The following is an 18,792-nucleotide window of genomic DNA, read 5'->3' as shown; positions in this document are numbered from 1 at the left end:
GGGATTATCTGCTAACTGCAAGATCGTTCAAGTCTTCTTAAACGATCGGCATTAAGTCTTTGAGACTGGCCTTTATTATTTATGGCGATTTTTTTTATCTTTAAACCCAAATCGCCAAACAGATTTAACCAAACCTTTGAGTTTGATTTTAGTCACTCGCCAATGTGTCACGGGCCTTCTTGGCGCACTCATCAACAGATGTTCAAACGCTTGCTCACTCAAATTCACTTGTCCCCCATGCGCCACCAGCAAGGTGTCGAGCTGCATGTTATAAATACGGGATACCGACTCTCGATACTTATTGGGATGAAAAATTGGGAAAGGCGGAATCAGCTTCTTTTTGACCTCGACCATTAAATCTGCCACATAGGCGACACTGTGTGATGGGCAATAGACGGAAAGATCTCTGTCGGTATGGCCTGGCGTTTCCAGAACCAACCAGTCATCAAAACCCGGAATGCTGTCTCCATCCGATAGCTTGTAGTCCGGCTTCAACTTTCTTGAATACCACAGATTTGCTTTAGGCTTACCCAATCGGTTCGCCATCCAACGTGCCAATGCCAGATCGGTCAAATGCATCAATATACCATCGATGCCGTGGTACCAGTCTTTGTCTCGATCTGCTGCCACCAAATTACAATTCGTGAGCTTTCTGAGCTTGTGCGCTGCCCCTGCGTGGTCTGGATGCATGTGCGTAACCACAACCGTATGTAGATCAGAAAAATCACGCATAAGCCCTGTTTCGATGAAAGCCTTCAAATGCGGGATGTCGGCTCGACACGCACCATCAAGCAAGAGCAACCTCTCAGGGTACTCTACGAGATACATGTCTTGGATATAGCCTTTGATGGTATGAAGTTGCAAATCCACTCCTTGTGATAAAACAACTGGTCAGACCTATACAATAGCAAACCCACCATCAATTGTGATCATTTTGTTAAAAGCAACAATCTAAAACCGGATAGAGAACTCGAATCAAGATTTCCATTGGTATCCACTCAATTACTCAAATCCAACGTTACTCAAGTCCAATTTAACTCAGAATAATGAGGGCACATTCCAAAGATGACCATCAATTTCATCCGATATTTTTCAGCATTATCGAATGCTCACATCACCGAAAACCTTGCTCAACAAGCCTTGCGCTTTAAGCACTGAGCATCATTTGTCGTGACGACAAAACATGTGATTTGGTGACCTGAGTTATTCGGACTATATATGCGCCTCTAATTTATTGTCTGAGTGCTGTACATGAACCAACTTATCGATGCTCTTTCTACCCAAGGTTACTTTGTTTGGGATGACTTCTTAACTCACGAAGAAGTAGTGGCATTGAGGGATTGCCTTCCAGAGAACTGGAAAAAGGCTAGGATCGGCCGTAACGATGATGTAGCACGAGAAGCAACGATTCGTAGTGACAAAATTCAGTGGGTACGCCGTGATATGGGCGAACCCGCATCTCTGTTCCTAGACAAAATGGAACAAATTCGTTTAGAAGCAAACAGAGCGTTCTTTTTGGGTCTGTTCGAGTACGAAGCGCACTTTGCTAAATACGAAAAAGGTGACTTTTACCAGAAGCACTTAGACTGCTTTAAAGGTAATGAAAACCGCCGCCTAACCACTGTGTTCTACATGAATGACGAATGGTCTGAGGAAGACGCAGGGGAGCTCGTGGTTTACGATCTAAAAGACAACCACATTGCGACCATTCCACCAAAGTCAGGCCGCTTATTTGTGTTCTTGTCTGAACAGTTCCCACACGAAGTGTTACCAACCAACACAGAGCGATTCAGTATCGCAGGTTGGTTCCGTATTAACGGCGTGAAAGACAACCAATTAGACATCGCGCACTAAAACTGTATCCACATCGAACCTTATTCTTAGCCTCTCCATCGAGAGGCTTTTTTTTGGTCAGAAAAACGTCTTGAAAGCCAAATACATCAAACATCAAATCCATCAATAACTTTTCTCTTAAATAAAATCGAAATGAATCTTTCACATCAGTGAAACGCTTTAGCCACGTAAGTGAAATATACCCTGTTCAAGATAGCTTCAAACGATACCCCTACCGTCTCGTTAATACTCAAATTCAATACCTCTATATCGATTTCATCCAAAAGGAAAAGAAGATGAATAAGCTAATTTTGGCAGGCGTTCTTTCTGCGACAGCAGCAATGCCGGCGTTCGCAACGACTCAAGTTACTTGGTGGCACGCAATGGGCGGCCAACTTGGAGAAACCGTCAATAAGATTGCGACTGACTTTAATGCGTCACAAGATGATTACAAGATCACGCCAATCTATAAAGGTTCATACACAGAGACCTTAACAGCGGGTATCGCAGCATATCGAGCTGGCGAAGCTCCTAACATTCTACAAGTCTTCGATGCCGGTGCTGCAACCATCATGAACGCTAAAGGTGTCGCGAAACCGGTACAGGATATTCTGGTTGAATCGGGCTACAACTTTAATTCAAACGACTACCTAGCTGGCGTTCGTAACTTCTATGCCGACAACCAAGGCAAGATGGTTGGTATGCCTTTCAACAGTTCGACGCCGGTTCTTTACTACAACAAAGACCTTCTCGCAGAAGTGGGAACCGAAGCGCCTAAGACTTATGAAGAACTCGAAGTGGTTGCTAAGAAACTGAAGGCCGAAGGACACATCGCGTTTTCTCAATCTCTGACGCCGTGGATCATGTTTGAAAACTTTAAGTCTCGCCATAACCTGCCAGTCTCTGACCAGAACAACGGCTACGACGGCCTATCCACTAAAATCATGTTCAACACCAAAGACATGATGATGCACGTTAGCAAGATGAAAGAGTGGTCAGATCTAGGTTACTACAAGTATTACGGCAGCGATTGGGATGCGAACCAAACGCCTTTCGAGCGCCAAGAAGTAGCAATGTGGATGGGCTCTTCAGGTTCATTCGGTGGTTTACGTAACCGTGTACCTTTCGAGTTAGGCACAACTTACCTTCCATACTGGAAATCAGTTAACCCAGATGCTGGTTTAACCTTCATTGGTGGTGCCGCTCTGTTTGCACTCAATGGCCATGACCAACAACAAGACAAAGGTGTCGCAGCATTCTTTGACTACCTGACTAAGCCTGAAACTCAAGTGTACTGGCACAAAACAACAGGCTATGTACCTGTAACAACGGCTGCCTATGAACTAGCGAAAAAGTCCGGCTACTACACAGAGCAGCCAGACGCAGAAGTGGGCGTTAAGCAACTAAGCCTCAAATCGGGCGAGTGGACTAAAGGCTACCGCCTAGGTTATTACCCGCAAATCCGTGAAGTGATGCACCGTGAGTTCGATAACATCTTCGCTGATCGCTCTAGCGTCGAGAGCAGCCTAGACAAGGTCGAAGATGAGAGCAGCAAACTACTAAAGCGCTTCGCTCGAACGATGAACTAGATCGATTAATGAAACGAAACTGTTCACAAGCTTAAGGCTTAGCGAATCAGAGCCGTTCATCACTCCTCACTACTTGTCACTGCGTCGCTAAAAAAACGCTATGGCAAGGCGTGAGGAGACTCTTCCCTAGCGCCATTTCTTGCTCCAACAACGATAACTCAACGGGATGCATGCCTGATACAGCGCTAGTGGTAACAGCCGCTCATAGTGGCCACTGTAATTATTTTTAGGGATTACCCTGTGGAACGACGTCAACAATTCTTTCACTCTCCGCTGCCTTACCTATTTTTGGCACCTCAGATACTCATCATTGCGGTTTTCTTTATCTACCCAGCAGCAAAGGCGGTTTACCTTTCATTTATGCTGGAAGAGCCTTGGGGCACCTCATCTATATTCGTCTGGTTTGAGAATTACCAAATGCTATTCGAATCGAGCGAGTACCTGAACTCGATTGGCTTTACTTTGATGTTCGCAATTGTGGTCTCTTTCTTATCACTTGCCTTGGCTCTGCTGCTTGCCGTGAAAGCCGACAACATCATTCACGGACAAGGCGCTTACAAGGTCACTCTCACTTGGGTTTATGCGGTTGCCCCTGCGATTGCAGGTGTTATTGGTGCTTTCTTGTTTAACCCGCACATTGGCGTGTTCACAGAAATCTTTGCTGTTGTGGGTTGGGATTTTAGCTTCCAAACCGATCCCGTGGATGCCACGTTTGCTCTGATTTTGGTTTCCGTGTGGAAACAGGTTTCGGTGAATTTCATCTACTTCCTAGCGGGACTCCAATCGATCTCTTACGCCGTAAAAGAAGCGGCGATGTTGGATTGTGTCAGCGACTCAAAACGTTTCTGGACTATCACTTTCCCACTACTGGCCCCTACTGGCTTCTTTCTGTTGGTCATCAACCTCACCTACTCGTTCTTTGAAACCTTTGGCGTGATAGACACCATGACCAATGGTGGCCCAGGTGGCGGTACAACTTCATTAGTGTACAAGGTGTATCGAGATGGTTTTGTTGGCGCAGATTTAGGCGGCAGTTCCGCACAATCTGTTGTGCTGTTACTACTGGTACTCACTCTCACATTTATCCAGTTTCGCGTTGTAGAAAAGCGCGTCCATTACTAGCCCCTCCCCGCTAGGATTTAACGCGACAGGAGTTATTTATGAAAAGTAATAAGGTCTCAGACCACCTAATTTTAATTGCAGGGATGCTGTTTATGTTGGTCCCTATCTGGCTAATCTTCGCTAGTTCTACGCATAACCCAAACACCATTGTCAGCGAAGGTCTGCAATGGCTACCGGGCGATAACTTTACGGCCATTTATAGCGAAGCTTGGAACAAAAGCATGGGCTTTAGTGGCGAAGTCACCGCCAGTAAAATGATCACCAACTCGATGATCATGGGGCTAGGTTTTGCGATCGGTAAGATCATCATTTCGATGATGGCCGCGTTTGCTTTGGTCTACTTTAGACTCCCTTACGCCACGGCGTGGTTTTGGCTGATCTTCGTGACGCTGTTACTGCCATTAGAGGTTCGTATTATCCCTTCCTATGAAGTTGTCGCTGGGCTTGGTCTTCTTAATAGCTATACAGGGTTGATTCTGCCTTTGATCGCATCAGCCACCGCGACCTTCTTTTTCAGGCAATTCTTCAAAACCATCCCCGATGAATTGTTAGAAGCAGCTCAACTAGATAATGCAGGCCCATTTCGATTCTTTGTCGATATCTTGCTGCCTCTTTCTAAAACCATGATCGCCGCGATCTTCATCATCATGTTTGTGGTGGGTTGGAACCAATACCTGTGGCCAATCATGATGACTACCGACGAAGGCTACAACACCATCGTGATGGGCATCAAACAAGTACTCAATAATATCAATGAAACCAGTTTACCGCGCTATGACTATGCTTTCGCCATGGTGATTTTAGCCATGTTGCCACCCGTACTAGTGGTGGTTGTATTTCAGCGTTGGTTTGTAAAAGGGCTAGTAGAAAGTGAAAAATAATAACGACACAACTCAAATGAACAATAACCGCATTCAATCTCTCAATGAGTACAAGACATCTCACCTGCCTTCTCACCAAGCTATCCACAAAAATACAGAGGACACCCCGATGCCAAAGCTAAAACAAACGTTAGCGCACAACCAAGCCATTCACGATCGTACGCGCAAAGCTCCCATCATGCTGGGTATCAAAAACTTGGTAAAGACGTATGAAAACGGCCATCAAGCCGTCAAAGGAGTCTCGCTTGATATCGATGAGGGTGAGTTCCTTGTTTTGGTGGGTCCTTCTGGTTGTGGCAAGTCTTCTATCCTACGTTCCATTGCGGGTTTGGAAAGCATTTCTGGTGGCGAGATTCACTTAAGTGGTCGCCGTGTTGATACAGAGAAACCTGCCCTGCGTGATATCGCGATGGTCTTCCAGAATTACGCGCTCTACCCGCACATGTCGGTTTACAAAAACCTCGCTTATGGCTTAAAGAACCGAGGTGTTAGTCAGCACCTTATTGAAGAGAAAATTGAGAAAGTCGCCAAAACGCTGAAAATCGAAGAATATCTAGACCGCAAGCCAGCCAAGCTTTCGGGTGGTCAACGTCAACGTGTTGCCATGGGGCGAGCGATTGTGCGCGACCCTCAACTTTTCCTGTTTGACGAACCTTTGTCTAACCTAGATGCCTCACTGCGTGCTCACATGAGATTAGAGATCAAAAAACTGCAACACGAACTTGGCGTGACCAGTGTTTACGTGACTCATGACCAAGTCGAAGCCATGACACTGGCTGATAGAATCGTGGTGCTCAACAAAGGCCAAATTGAACAAGTCGGCACACCAAGAGAAGTCTACCACCAGCCTGCCAGCACCTTTGTGGCAAGCTTTATTGGCAGCCCTGCAATGAATTTTTTACCAGCAACACTCGATGACGGATACCTTGAGATTGGTGATCAGCAAATGTACTTACCCGAGTACGCCCACGTAAAAAATACAGCTATCACACTTGGTATTCGTCCAGAGCACTCTGAAATTGGTTCAGAATTGATGATGAATACCTTGCCTCTTGAACTGCGTATCAGTGTGGTTGAGCCTTTGGGTCCAAATCAATTGGTTCATGGTCTGGTGAACGAGCAGCCCTTCATTGCAGTAACACCCGAAACGACACTGTGCCAAGCCGTCCCCCTAGCGCTAAGAATCGATAAATCCAACCTGCATATTTTTGACAATCTTGGCAAACGCATTCACCCAAATAACTTCACATCACAGGAGTCACACGAAGATGCGACAAGCTTAACGACGGCTCTCGCTTAATCGAGTACACTGATATTTAATGCGTTTTTACGGTGCGTCTTTAAGAGGGATTAATTATGTCGTCTATCATCGTAGGTCATAGAGGTGTAGCAGGTACTCACCCAGAAAATACCAAAGCAAGCATTGAACAAGCGGCGAAACTCGGTTTGAAATGGATTGAAGTTGATATTCAGCCCACTCAGGATGATCAACTTGTGGTTTGTCACGACCACACGCTTGAGCGCTGCAGCGATGGCAAGGGTCGTGTCGACGAACATACCCTTGCAGAACTGCGTCAGCTTGACTTTGGCAGTTGGAAGTCTGAGCAGTTCGCGGGTGAGAAAATACTGACGCTGGAAGAGTTGCTCGCGCTTGTTGAGCTGTATGATCTCAGCGTCAACCTAGAAGTCAAAGTCGATAGCCGACATCAAGCACCTCATGTCGTTGATTTGCTGCACACCGAGTTGATCCATTCAAATCTAGACACCCACAGAGTTTTGCTTTCAAGCTTCAGCCATCAAGTCGTTGCTGAAATCGCTCGTCATTTACCTAGATACCGTGTCGGTGTGATCACAGAGCAACTGACTCAAGATGATCTTATGCTGATTGATGAGGTTAAAGCGTTCAGCTGTCACATGAACTACGAGCATCTGAAGCAGAGCGATCTTGATACACTTGGTGAAGCAAACATTCAAACATGGTGCTACACCGTCAATGATCCGTCTCGCTTCAAATTTCTCTCAAAAGTAGATGCTGTATTTACTGATTTTCCGAATCAGTTCAATCCTATAAATTGAGCTCGTAAATACCGCAAAAATAGCCCCGATAAACTTTAAATAAACTCCCGGGATGCCTTAAAATTAATTCTCGGGAAACCATAAAATTAAGTAGCAAACACAAGTGAGTAGGAGTACATTCCGCTACTCACTTGGTTTCATCGCTCGTTCTATTTAGACAGCTTCATTGGTTACTTAATTTATGGATCTCATTTTTAGTCCAACCTTCCCAATTTTGGGTGCAATCTTCATTTTCGCCGCTATTGTTCGTGGCTTCTCAGGTTTTGGTTTCACCTTAGTGGCATTGCCATTGAGTGCGTTATTCGTGCCTGTTATCGAACTGGTTCCTGTTTTCATGCTGATCGACCTGTTAGGCAATATCCAATTGCTGCCGAAGGTTAAACATCACGTAAATTGGCGATGGGTTTCAAAGGTATTTATCCCCTGTTTGGCCTTCACGCCCGTCGGCTTGCTGTTGCTCAAATCCGTTAGCCAAGACACGATCATCTTGATCATCAGTGCCTTCATTCTTGCGTCAGCAATCATGATCTACAAAGGGTTCCAATACAAAAGCGAACCTAGATTTGCTCCCTATATTCTAGGCAGCCTTGCGGGGATAATGAATGGTGCAGCATCGATGTCTGGCCCTCCGGTTGGCACGCATGCATTGGCAAGTCCTGTCGCACCACACATTGCCAGAGCAGGCCTGATTGCGTTCTTTGTACTAGCTGATTCCAGCGCCTTTGTTACGGCCTCTATCGCAGGGTTAGTCGATCGTGATGTGGTCTGGCTTACTCTAGCACTCTTACCAAGCAGCATGTTTGGCGGCTATGTCGGTTCGAAATTGTTTGAGAGGTTTGGTGGAGCGAAGTTCAAGCCTGTCACCATTGCATTGCTGATCGTGATTGCGATATTCAGTGCAGGTCGAGTCTTACTTTAACTGGCTTTAGCGGTTAATTTCGGAAGTTGGTTTCGCGAATTGACTGCGCGAATAGATTCCGAAAGTGATTAAGAAAACTGGGTACCAATGACTACCATTCGATATGGATAGGGGTACCCATTTTTACGAGTTGAATGAACTCATCCATATCTTGATTGGTTAGTGCAATACAACCATCCGTCCAATCAAAGCTTTGAATAAAACTAGGCGAACGGCGCTCACCATTTTTAATACCGTGGATCTTGATATTCCCTCCAGGGTCGACATCATTTTCTTCAGCCCACTGCATATCCGAAGGTTCCGGGTAGCTGATATGCACCGAGCGGTGAAAATCCGATTCTTCCATCACATAATCGAGCTGGTATTCCCCTTCAGGTGTTCGGTTGTCTCCTTCAAAACGTTTATGCCCTTTCGGTTGTTTCCCTAACGCAATACGAAACTCTTGAATGACCTCATCACCCTTAAGTAGGTACATTCTACGTTTCGATTTATCAACTTTGACTAAAGTAACCACTTGCGACAGAGAGTCTGCCTCAGAAAAGGGACCGGTTAGAGTGTAAGACTGTTGAGAAGAGCTTTGAGGGGGACGTTTAGATGAACCTTGAGACAGCTGGGCAACTTGTTCGCCAGAGTTACTGCTAAGAACATCATCCACAATAATCACATGTTTGGAATTTGAGATCACTGAAGAGGGTGAGTTAGAGGAAGACGTTGAGACACGCTGAGAGTGAGCCGGTTTCGACTCGAATACAATGGTTTCGATTGCCGTCGCGTCAGAAATTATCTTTTCAACCACAACCTTTTCAGCTTGCACACTCGAAGCTACAAACAGTAAACACAGTGATAAAGGCAAAAATAGGCGCACCTTTAGTTCTCCTCAAAGCGCATGGACATGGTTCGTGATTGAGTTTCCATGCCTAACGATTCATAGAAACCCTTAGCTTGCTGATTAAACTCCATCACTTCTAACCTAAGCTCAATAGCACCACTCGCTTGCGCCCACTGATTAAACGACTTCATCAACGCTTTGCCGACGCCTTGGCTCTGAACCTGATCGTTTACCACAATCGTATTCACTCGCGCTATTTTGTGAGACTGAATGAAGCTTACCCCTTTATTCTGCGTTACCTTCCCCACCAAGAAACCAACAACCTGTTGAGCGTCAATCGCAACTAAGAAAGTGCCAACCGGATCAAGCATCAATCCCAACCAATATTCTTCACTATCAGCTAAGCCATGAGAAGCGGGAGCAAATACCATAGGGGCACCAAGATGATGTTGACGATTTATTTGCATAGAGAGCTCTAAGATCGAGCTAATATCAGTTACCTTAGCGTTCCGGATTTGCATATCACTACCTTTTTAAATTCAATAACACCTTAGCAAAAATAGCTTAGCTGTGCACCGTCCTACTCTTTTAACAAAACTTTCGAGCTAGAGCTTGATACCACTAATTACATGACACGATAACGAAGAACAGCTCCCAATTGGGAGCTGTTCTTATATCTAAATCTCGGTTCGTTCTAAACGAATGACGTAAAATCAATCAGATAAGAAACGATTAAAAACCGTTAAACATTTTGGGTCTGCTTTTTTTGATTATTACGGTATAGGTCAAATTGAACAAACCATTCATAGCGACATCTCTAAACTTACTTAAGAATTTTAGAGTTTTAATACGGAGTGATTTTTTTGTTCTAGAAGACCGATTCCCAATGACTGAGCCACCTTCTCCCCCGGTTAATCCTGCAGGAGATATTCCGTAAGTTGGTTGCTTATGAAGCCATACATTTCTAATAAATACATCTACTGGGTAGAGGAATCGTTCACTTTTTTCTATAAAAATTTTCGCCACATGCGGTGTGATCATATAGGCAGTGGTGCATAGTGGTGTTTTAATATGTCGCACTAGACTTTGTTCGTCATCGAGATTTTCAACGACATAATTATACTCTCTCTTAGTCGAATAATTTTCCAATCTCATAAAACCACACTCTTCAATATGCTTACTGGCAAATTGAACCGTTTTTCCAAATACATCGACATCAACAACAACATCGTCTTCGAAGACAATAACTGGTTGATTTAACTGAATGCATCTTTCCCACGCTAAATAGTGACTACCATAACACCCGATCTCACCAGGAACAGCGATCCTTCCATTTAGTGCATAAAAGGCGGTTTCATCATAGAAATCCATCAAAGGATGAGGTTTAGAGGACATAGCATCAACAGCACTCAACTTTTCAATATCTAGAGACTTAATATTTAAAAGTTGCTTTTGGCTGGATAAAAATCGTTCAGATTTACGTTCTAGCGCAATAATAAGAGATTTCACAGTAAAAAAACACCTATTGCTAATAATTTAACCCATAAGAAATTAATATAAATATCAACAAAAGTAACCCCCCTATTTCTCATAATTAGAACCAATCTAAAACAAATGTTGTTCATTATTCCAATTATGTTCAACTTCGTGACTCTGTAACGTAAATTGCTCCCAATCGATAACATTTATTGTCTTAAAATGTTATCAATTACTAAACAAAGTGATATTAAAACACCATAGGTTAATTGCGCGATTGCATATAAATACAATTGCACACCAATTCAGCTTGTATAATATTTCTTAAGAATTGACGAGAGGATATAATCAATAGATCTTCATTCTTTGGGTATTGAGTCTTTTATATTAAACACTTCCAATAAACCACCAATTGAGAGAATACAATCGGTCACTGAAACTAACCTGCACCTCCCACCTCAGAAACAACACAACAAAAGACTTTATTATGATGCTCTACAAAGCTCAGGTATAGACGAGTTAATATTAATATCAGGCTAAAGATCTTGGAGAATTGTTCCGCAAATCTCAGAAACAATGCTAGCCATTGAGTGCTACTATCTTCATAGAATTAATATACTAACTATTGGATACCTTATGATTAAGTTCGCTGTAATTGGAACCAATTGGATTACAAAGAAATTTGTTCAAGCTGCTCATGAGTCACAATCAATGCAGTTGGCTGCTGTTTATTCACGAAATCTGGCCAGCGCGGCACAGTTCGCCCAAGAATTTAACGTTGAAACGACGTATGACTCACTCGACGCATTGGCAAATGACAACACAGTTGAAGCCGTGTACATCGCTTCACCAAACTCACTGCACTGCGAGCAATCTATCTTGATGATGGAACACGGCAAGCATGTCATCTGTGAGAAGCCTGTCGCATCGAATATTGAAGAAGCAACACACATGTTTGAGGTCGCTCAGAAGAACGGTGTGGTGCTGTTTGAGGCGTATAAATCTCAGTATCTACCGAACTTTGAGCAAGTTCAACTCGGCTTAAAAAAGATAGGCAAAGTGCATAAAGCGCACATCAACTACTGTCAATATTCATCGCGTTACCAGAAATACCTAAACGGCGAGAACCCAAACACCTTCAACCCAGCTTTCTCTAATGGTTCATTAGTCGATATTGGCTTCTACTGCGTAGCCGCGACTGTTGCTCTGTTTGGTGAACCTGAGAATGCACAGGCTTCGGCAAAGCTACTTGACTCAGGTGTGGATGCGCATGGCTGTGCGATCTTCCAGTATCCAGAATTTGATGTAACCCTTGCGCACTCTAAAGTCAGCGACTCTTACGTACCAAGCGAGATCCAAGGCGAACAGGGATCGATCATCATCGATCACATTGCAGAATGCACCGACGTTAAGATTCGCTATCGTGATGGCACGGTAGAAAACCTTACTCAAGCACAAAGAGAAAACTCCATGAGTTACGAGGCCCAAGCCTTTGCAAACTGCATTGCTGGTGACAAAAGTACACAAGCTCAAGCCAAACTACGTGCTTTAACCGTTGCAAAGTTGATTACAGATATGCGTCAACAAGTTGGTGCCGTTTATCCCGCCGACAAATAACACCCCAAGCATGTTAACCAACTGATTTTTAAGAAATGCCGATTTATGCATAACTAAATTTAATCTTTACGACAAATAACCGGATTAGTTGATTGGGATACCATCTGTTTAAATCCGCGTTCGATATCTGTCGTATTTATTTATTTTATTGAAGGTGTGTAAAGTGTTTTCAGTTGATGATCGCGTTGTTGCAACAAAAGGTGTTGAGCTAGGTGAAATGGTAGTAATTGGCCTAAGTGCTGGTGGTGGCTACGTTCATGTTACAACAGTAGAAGGCGCAATAATGACGCTTACTTACCCTGCAAAAGACCTTAAAAAAGCATAGTTAACCGCTCCGCTCTTTTAGTCGTCACTCTGCTAAAGGTAACAAAATTGAGGCTTTGGCTGACTTCATTCTTCTGCATTAGAGTGAGCAGCCAGAGCCTTTTTTGTGCCCGTGATTTACCCACCAGCTTCCCCACTAATTTACTCATTACCATAAAGTCCAATCCAACGGACAATAGAATTCAGTAAAGAGTATCTACACTAAATACTTATTGTCTGGTAGTGCATGCTGTTTATTAGTGCTAAGCGTTTACTGGAACTTGGCATTTATTGATGCTTAGTATTCGTAAGAGTTTCTGGTACATTAGCATTATCTTATACTTGTAATGACCATAAATGAGGGAAGCTATGAAGCTTTACATTTACGACCACTGCCCTTTCTGTGCAAGAGTTGCCTACATTGCTCAATCTCTCGGCTTGAACATCGAACTTGTTTCTGTGGATTATGATGATGCCCAAACCCTTATCGATCTGATCGGTAAAAAAATGGTGCCCGTCTTACAGAAAGACGATGGTTCTATTATGGCCGAAAGCCTAGACATCATTGCTTATTTCATGGATTTGAAATCAAATGATGAGCAACGTGAACCTTCAGAGCAGGCTACTCTTTTCCAAAGCCGATCTTTCCCTCTCACTCAACAGATCGGACGCCCACGGTGGTGGAACCTCGACTTGGCTGAATATCGTTCGGCTGGAGCAAAAGAAGCTTGGCGTGTTAGTAAAGAGACCGAAGGCTTTAATTTTGAAGAGCTCTTAGAAAAGACCCCACAATACGTTCAACTGATTAACCCATTGCTGAAAGATGCAGAGCTTCTATTGGAGCTAGAGAATGGTGAATCATCGCTACCTTTGATTGATCAAGCTCTTTATTTCTCAATGCTTCGCGGTTTCTGTGTCGAACCAAGTATCGAATGGCCACCAGCACTTGAACATTGGCTCGAAAAACAGAGCAAAACGCTTAGCATCATGCTGCTTCGCTAATTTGTTGAGTCGTTAATAGTTAACAGTTAACAGTTAATAGTTAATAGCTAACAACCAGCTAAAAGAAAAATCGAAGCTCCCCGAACCATTGTCCGTACGAGCTTCGATTTTTATGACTCAATTGTCTTTTTCTACAACAAGCGCCTTCTCAAACCTGTACGTTCCAAGATTCGTGTCGAAATCTCTTCAACAGACAGTGACGAGGTGTTGATGTATGGAATGGCTTCACGTCTGAACAAACCTTCTACCGTTTGCAGCTCATACAAACATTGAGAGTCACTCGCGTATTCGCTGCCTGCTAAGCGGTTCTCACGAATTTCAGTGAGCCTTTCTGCATCAATGGTTAAACCAAACAGCTTATGACGATATATCTCAAATTCCGGTAGCAACCTTAAGCGAGCAATATCATCATGGATAAACGGATAGTTTGCGACGCGTAAACCAAACTGCATTGCCATGTACAAGCTCGTTGGCGTTTTACCGCTGCGAGAGACTCCCAACAAGATAATGTCTGCCTCTTCCAAGCCTTTTAAAGTAATACCGTCGTCGTGCGCTAACGTGTATTCGATAGCAGCAATACGGTCGAAGTATTTGTCCGAGTCTTTATTGACGCTACGAGAACGCTGCAGCTTCGGCTTAGGCGCCATTTTCGTATCATCTTGCACTTTCTGCACGATACTTTCTAACACGTCATAACAATGCGCAGGCGCATCTAACAGCTTCAGTTTTATCTCCGGAATCACAATCGAGAAAAAGACTAAAGGTTCATGGCCTGTTGCTCGATATGAAATCTCGATCTCTTTCAATAAATCAGAAAGTTTGTCTTCACTTTCGACAAACGGGAAGGTTTTTTCATTAGCTTTGAATGGGAATTGACCTAGAACAACATGCCCTAAAGTCTCACATGTTATGGCCGTTCCATCAGAAACATAGAATACATCACGACTTTGGATATCAATTTGCATTTTTTATTTAATGTTTAAAATTATTTTGAGTAGGATGGGAACCATAATATATATAACGAAACCCTGCTGACAATTACGTCCCCCACAGCTTTAGAAAATAATTTACATTTTTTTAAACTGATACGTAATCGTTTGCCTTTAAATCCCTACAATGCTTGCTATGTTTCTGGAGAAATAAATGCAAAATAACACCCTATGGTTCAATGGCCTTTCCATGGAAGATGTCGACAAAGTCGGCGGTAAGAATGCTTCACTTGGCGAGATGGTTTCTAACCTAGCCAACGCTGGCGTATCAGTACCTAATGGTTTTGCTACCACATCTTATGCGTTTAACAACTTTCTTGACTACAAAGGTCTTGATGAGCGCATTCACCAACTCCTTGATGAACTTGATGTTGAAGACGTTGACGCACTGCGTAAGACAGGTGCAACAATTCGACAATGGGTTCTAGACGCACCCTTCCCAGAATCACTAGAGCAAGATATCCGTGATAACTACCGCGAACTGATTGAAGGCAACGAAGAATTGTCTGTTGCGGTTCGCTCATCGGCAACAGCTGAAGACCTTCCAGATGCTTCTTTTGCAGGCCAACAAGAAACCTTCCTTAACGTGAAAGGTATCGATGCGGTTATCGAAGCGACTAAACACGTGTTCGCTTCTCTGTTTAACGATCGCGCTATCTCTTACCGAGTACACCAAGGCTTTGATCACCGCGGCATTTCATTGTCTGCGGGCATCCAGCGTATGGTTCGCTCAGACAAAGCCTCTTCAGGTGTGATGTTCACGCTTGATACTGAATCAGGCTTCGACCAAGTGGTATTCATCACCTCTTCTTGGGGCTTAGGTGAAATGGTCGTGCAAGGCGCGGTGAACCCAGATGAGTTCTACGTTCACAAGCCAATGCTAGAAGCGGGTCACTACCCAGTGGTTAAAAAGACGTTTGGTTCTAAGTTGATCAAGATGATCTACTCAACCAACCAAGAGATCGGCAAGCAAGTTGATATCATCGACACAGATACTCAAGAGCGTAACGAGTTCTCACTGAACGATGAAGAGATCAAAGAATTAGCAAAACAAGCGATGATCATCGAGAAGCACTACCAACGTCCAATGGACATTGAGTGGGCAAAAGATGGCATCGACGGCAAGCTTTACATCGTTCAAGCTCGTCCTGAAACCGTATGTTCTCAAAGTGACCAAAATGTCATTGAGCGTTACGAGCTAAACACCAAAGCAGATGTCTTGGTGGAAGGACGTGCTATCGGTCAACGTATTGGCTCTGGCCCTGTTCGCTTGGTTGATTCACTAGACCAAATGTCACTGGTTCAAGAAGGCGACGTACTGGTAACAGACATGACAGACCCAGACTGGGAACCTGTGATGAAGAAAGCGTCTGCGATTGTGACTAACCGTGGTGGCCGTACTTGTCACGCAGCAATCATCGCTCGTGAGCTAGGTATTCCAGCAATCGTTGGCTGTGGTACAGCGACAAGCAGCCTGAATGATGGCGACACCGTAACAGTGTCATGTTCAGAAGGCGAAACAGGCTACGTTTACCAAGGCGAACTCGATTTCGAGATCAAACGTTCTGAGGTTGATGAGCTACCAATGCTGCCAACTAAAGTAATGATGAACGTTGGTAACCCAGACCGTGCCTTCGACTTCGCTCAAATCCCGAACGAAGGTGTTGGCCTTGCTCGTCTTGAATTCATCATCAACAAGATGATTGGTATTCACCCTAAAGCTCTGTTGAACTTCGATGAGCAAACGGATGAGATCAAAGCAGAAATCAACCAGCGTATTCGTGGCTACAAAGATCCTATCGATTTCTACGTAAGCAAGCTAACAGAAGGCATTGCGACCATCGCTTCTGCATTCTGGCCTAAGCGTGTGATCGTACGTATGTCTGACTTCAAGTCGAACGAATACAGCAACCTTGTTGGCGGTAAAACGTTTGAACCACATGAAGAGAACCCAATGCTGGGCTTCCGTGGCGCATCTCGTTACATATCTCCAGTATTTGAAGACTGTTTCGAGCTTGAAACTCAAGCGCTAAAACGTGTTCGTAACGAGATGGGACTGAAGAACGTTGAAATCATGATCCCATTCGTTCGTACTCCGAGCGAAGCAGCATCGGTTATCGATATTCTGGCTAAGTTTAACCTACGCCGTGGCGACCAAGGTCTGAAAGTCATCATGATGTGTGAGCTTCCATCGAATGCGATTTTGGCTGAGGAATTCTTGAAGTACTTCGATGGCTTCTCTATCGGTTCAAACGACATGACACAGCTGACACTTGGCCTAGACCGAGATTCAGGTGACGTTGCTCACTTATTCGACGAGCGTAACCCAGCAGTGAAAGCGATGCTGAAAATGGCTATCGATGCAGCAGCTAAAGCGGGTAAATACGTAGGCATTTGTGGCCAAGGCCCATCTGACCATGACGACCTAGCTGAATGGTTGATGGAACAAGGCATCAGCTCGGTTTCACTAAACCCAGATACGGTTATCGATACTTGGTTGAAGCTTGGTAACGTTGCGAACAAGTAACGCTTAGCGTCAACAAGTAGATATAGAGTCAACAAAGTCAGTCATTGCGACTGGCTTTTTTGTTCACCGAAAGCCAACAAAGATAACCTGCCTATCATAACAAGCATTGGTATCGCGCTGACCTTACGTTATCCTTTACACAATTCTTCATTGAGAGGTTTGTCATCACAACAAGCCTAACTTCAAGACCGATAAGAGTGTTATGAATTCTACTACCGCAACTCCCTCGCCTTCTCTTGGCCGACAACTCTATACAATGACATGGCCAATGCTATTTGGGGTACTTTCCCTAATGAGCTTCCAGCTTGTCGACAGTGCTTTTATTGGCCAACTGGGCGTACTGCCGCTCGCTGTTCAAGGTTTCACGCTTCCAATACAGATGATCATCATCGGTATTCAGGTCGGGTTAGGTATCGCGACAACCGCGGTAATCGCGAGAGCCATTGGCGCGAATGAAACGCGCTACGCTAAGCAGCTTGGTGGATTAGTGATTGCGATGGGCAGCGTGAGTGTCGCGTTTTTCTCCGTCATCATCTATCTGCTGCGAGGGCCAATTTTACAATTGTTGGATGCGCCACCGACGGTATTACCGATCATTGATTCTTATTGGATCTATTGGCTAGCCAGCTCTTGGACAGGTGCACTGCTCTACTTTTTCTACAGTGTGTGTCGTGCCAATGGTAATACCATGCTGCCCGGTTCAATGATGATCGCGACCAGTATCATCAACTTAATATTGGACCCGATTTTCATCTTTACGCTCGACATGGGCATCAATGGAGCCGCCATTGCGACCATCTTGGCGTTCGGTGCGGGTATCTTTATCGTTGCACCAAAGGTCACCAAGAAGCATTGGATGACCTTCGACTGGCACGACCTCGACATCAGCAAGAGTGTTCGCTCCATTGGTAACATCATGGGGCCTGCGATGATCAGTCAATTGCTGCCACCCGTTTCATCCATGTTTGCCACTAAGCTGCTTGCTGGCTATGGCACCGCTGCCGTTGCAGCTTGGGCATTGGGCTCACGTTTTGAATTCTTCTCGATTGTTGCTGTGCTAGCACTAACGATGTCGATGCCTCCGATGATTGGCCGCATGTTGGGAGAGAACAATCTCGAAAACATACGTAAGCTCGTTAAGATTGCGGTCATGTTTGTATTGGGTTTCCAGTTGGTGATCGCACTAGTGACTTGGTTATTCTCTGGCGGACTAGCAAACCTAATGACCAGTGAAAGCGAAGTCTCGACGATTTTAAACTATCACCTACTGATCGTACCTATTAGCTTAGGGCCATTAGGAATCTGTATGCTGATGGTTTCTGTCTCTAACGCATTAGGCAAGTCCTATACCGCCTTGACGATTTCAGCGCTGCGCCTGTTCGCCTTCTTCTTACCTAGCTTGTGGGTTGGCTCTCAGCTTGCGGGTATTGAAGGCCTATTCTGGGGCGCAATGACAGGTAATGTGCTTGCCGGCACCTGTGCATGGTTTATGTATCAGCGCGCGCTAAAACAAGTCGAGCTTAAACTGCCAAGCGAATAATCAAACAGAACACTCCAAAATAAAGCAGCAACTTCAGCCAACACCTATCATTTAAGGTGTTTAGATCGCACAGTGTAGCGAGTCTTACT

General features: G+C 44.4%; 17 protein-coding genes. 12 read left to right on the top strand and 5 right to left on the bottom strand.

Annotated elements, in window-relative coordinates; genetic code table 11:
• Positions 1–75: 75 nt before the first annotated feature.
• Positions 76–864 carry an MBL fold metallo-hydrolase gene (locus ACED42_RS20180; RefSeq protein ID WP_371703924.1) on the bottom strand — a complete coding sequence of 263 codons (789 nt, stop codon included), beginning with the start codon at positions 862–864 and terminating at the stop codon, positions 76–78.
• A 387-nt stretch (positions 865–1,251) separates the two neighbouring features.
• Between ACED42_RS20180 and ACED42_RS20175 the strand changes: the two genes are divergently transcribed.
• From ACED42_RS20175 to ACED42_RS20145, 7 genes are all read left to right on the top strand, one after another.
• Positions 1,252–1,854 carry a 2OG-Fe(II) oxygenase gene (locus tag ACED42_RS20175; RefSeq protein WP_371703922.1) on the top strand — a complete coding sequence of 201 codons (603 nt, stop codon included), beginning with the start codon at positions 1,252–1,254 and terminating at the stop codon, positions 1,852–1,854.
• Between the two features lie 275 nt (positions 1,855–2,129).
• Complete coding sequence (locus tag ACED42_RS20170; protein ID WP_017101748.1) at positions 2,130–3,422, top strand: extracellular solute-binding protein; 1,293 nt, start codon at positions 2,130–2,132, stop codon at positions 3,420–3,422.
• 240 nt (positions 3,423–3,662) lie between these two features.
• Positions 3,663–4,544, top strand: a complete 882-nt coding sequence (locus tag ACED42_RS20165) for an ABC transporter permease subunit (RefSeq protein WP_029225588.1) — start codon at positions 3,663–3,665, stop codon at positions 4,542–4,544.
• 38 nt (positions 4,545–4,582) lie between these two features.
• Positions 4,583–5,425, top strand: coding sequence for a sn-glycerol-3-phosphate ABC transporter permease UgpE (ugpE, locus tag ACED42_RS20160; RefSeq protein ID WP_009846304.1), 843 nt, complete (start codon positions 4,583–4,585; stop codon positions 5,423–5,425).
• Positions 5,415–6,725: a sn-glycerol-3-phosphate import ATP-binding protein UgpC gene (locus ACED42_RS20155; protein ID WP_371703920.1), complete on the top strand. Its 1,311-nt coding sequence runs from the start codon at positions 5,415–5,417 to the stop codon at positions 6,723–6,725. The genes ugpE and ACED42_RS20155 overlap by 11 nt, the downstream gene beginning before the upstream one ends.
• Before the next feature lie 56 nt (positions 6,726–6,781).
• Positions 6,782–7,501, top strand: coding sequence for a glycerophosphodiester phosphodiesterase family protein (locus ACED42_RS20150; RefSeq protein WP_371703918.1), 720 nt, complete (start codon positions 6,782–6,784; stop codon positions 7,499–7,501).
• A 181-nt stretch (positions 7,502–7,682) separates the two neighbouring features.
• Positions 7,683–8,420 carry a sulfite exporter TauE/SafE family protein gene (locus tag ACED42_RS20145; RefSeq protein WP_102459118.1) on the top strand — a complete coding sequence of 246 codons (738 nt, stop codon included), beginning with the start codon at positions 7,683–7,685 and terminating at the stop codon, positions 8,418–8,420.
• A 91-nt stretch (positions 8,421–8,511) separates the two neighbouring features.
• On the opposite strand, the gene ACED42_RS20140 is transcribed toward ACED42_RS20145, so the two are convergent.
• The 3 genes from ACED42_RS20140 to ACED42_RS20130 all read right to left on the bottom strand — a co-directional run bounded on the left by ACED42_RS20140 (position 8,512) and on the right by ACED42_RS20130 (position 10,758).
• Positions 8,512–9,285, bottom strand: a complete 774-nt coding sequence (locus tag ACED42_RS20140; RefSeq protein ID WP_371703916.1) for a murein L,D-transpeptidase family protein — start codon at positions 9,283–9,285, stop codon at positions 8,512–8,514.
• Between the two features lie 2 nt (positions 9,286–9,287).
• Positions 9,288–9,770: an N-acetyltransferase family protein gene (locus tag ACED42_RS20135; RefSeq protein WP_371703915.1), complete on the bottom strand. Its 483-nt coding sequence runs from the start codon at positions 9,768–9,770 to the stop codon at positions 9,288–9,290.
• A 211-nt stretch (positions 9,771–9,981) separates the two neighbouring features.
• On the bottom strand, positions 9,982–10,758 hold the full coding sequence (locus tag ACED42_RS20130; RefSeq protein WP_017101753.1) for a glycosyltransferase family 25 protein: 777 nt from the start codon (positions 10,756–10,758) through the stop codon (positions 9,982–9,984).
• Positions 10,759–11,361: 603 nt separating this feature from the next.
• On the opposite strand from ACED42_RS20130, the gene ACED42_RS20125 reads away from it, so the two are divergent.
• From ACED42_RS20125 to grxB, 3 genes are all read left to right on the top strand, one after another.
• Positions 11,362–12,342: a Gfo/Idh/MocA family protein gene (locus ACED42_RS20125; RefSeq protein WP_371703913.1), complete on the top strand. Its 981-nt coding sequence runs from the start codon at positions 11,362–11,364 to the stop codon at positions 12,340–12,342.
• 163 nt (positions 12,343–12,505) lie between these two features.
• Positions 12,506–12,667: a hypothetical protein gene (locus ACED42_RS20120; protein WP_009846296.1), complete on the top strand. Its 162-nt coding sequence runs from the start codon at positions 12,506–12,508 to the stop codon at positions 12,665–12,667.
• 347 nt (positions 12,668–13,014) lie between these two features.
• On the top strand, positions 13,015–13,647 hold the full coding sequence (grxB, locus tag ACED42_RS20115) for a glutaredoxin 2 (protein WP_371703911.1): 633 nt from the start codon (positions 13,015–13,017) through the stop codon (positions 13,645–13,647).
• Between the two features lie 131 nt (positions 13,648–13,778).
• Here grxB and ACED42_RS20110 read toward each other — a convergent pair whose 3' ends face one another.
• Positions 13,779–14,612: a pyruvate, water dikinase regulatory protein gene (locus tag ACED42_RS20110; RefSeq protein WP_371703910.1), complete on the bottom strand. Its 834-nt coding sequence runs from the start codon at positions 14,610–14,612 to the stop codon at positions 13,779–13,781.
• A gap of 178 nt (positions 14,613–14,790) precedes the next feature.
• Between ACED42_RS20110 and ppsA the strand changes: the two genes are divergently transcribed.
• Complete coding sequence (gene ppsA, locus ACED42_RS20105) at positions 14,791–17,163, top strand: phosphoenolpyruvate synthase (protein WP_371703908.1); 2,373 nt, start codon at positions 14,791–14,793, stop codon at positions 17,161–17,163.
• Positions 17,164–17,365: 202 nt separating this feature from the next.
• Complete coding sequence (locus ACED42_RS20100) at positions 17,366–18,703, top strand: MATE family efflux transporter (RefSeq protein WP_017096987.1); 1,338 nt, start codon at positions 17,366–17,368, stop codon at positions 18,701–18,703.
• Positions 18,704–18,792 lie beyond the last annotated feature (89 nt).

It is taken from the genome of Vibrio sp. FF145, assembly GCF_041439075.1.
GTDB classification, from domain to species: domain Bacteria; phylum Pseudomonadota; class Gammaproteobacteria; order Enterobacterales; family Vibrionaceae; genus Vibrio; species Vibrio tasmaniensis_A.
This window is presented reverse-complemented; position numbering and strand designations above follow the sequence as displayed.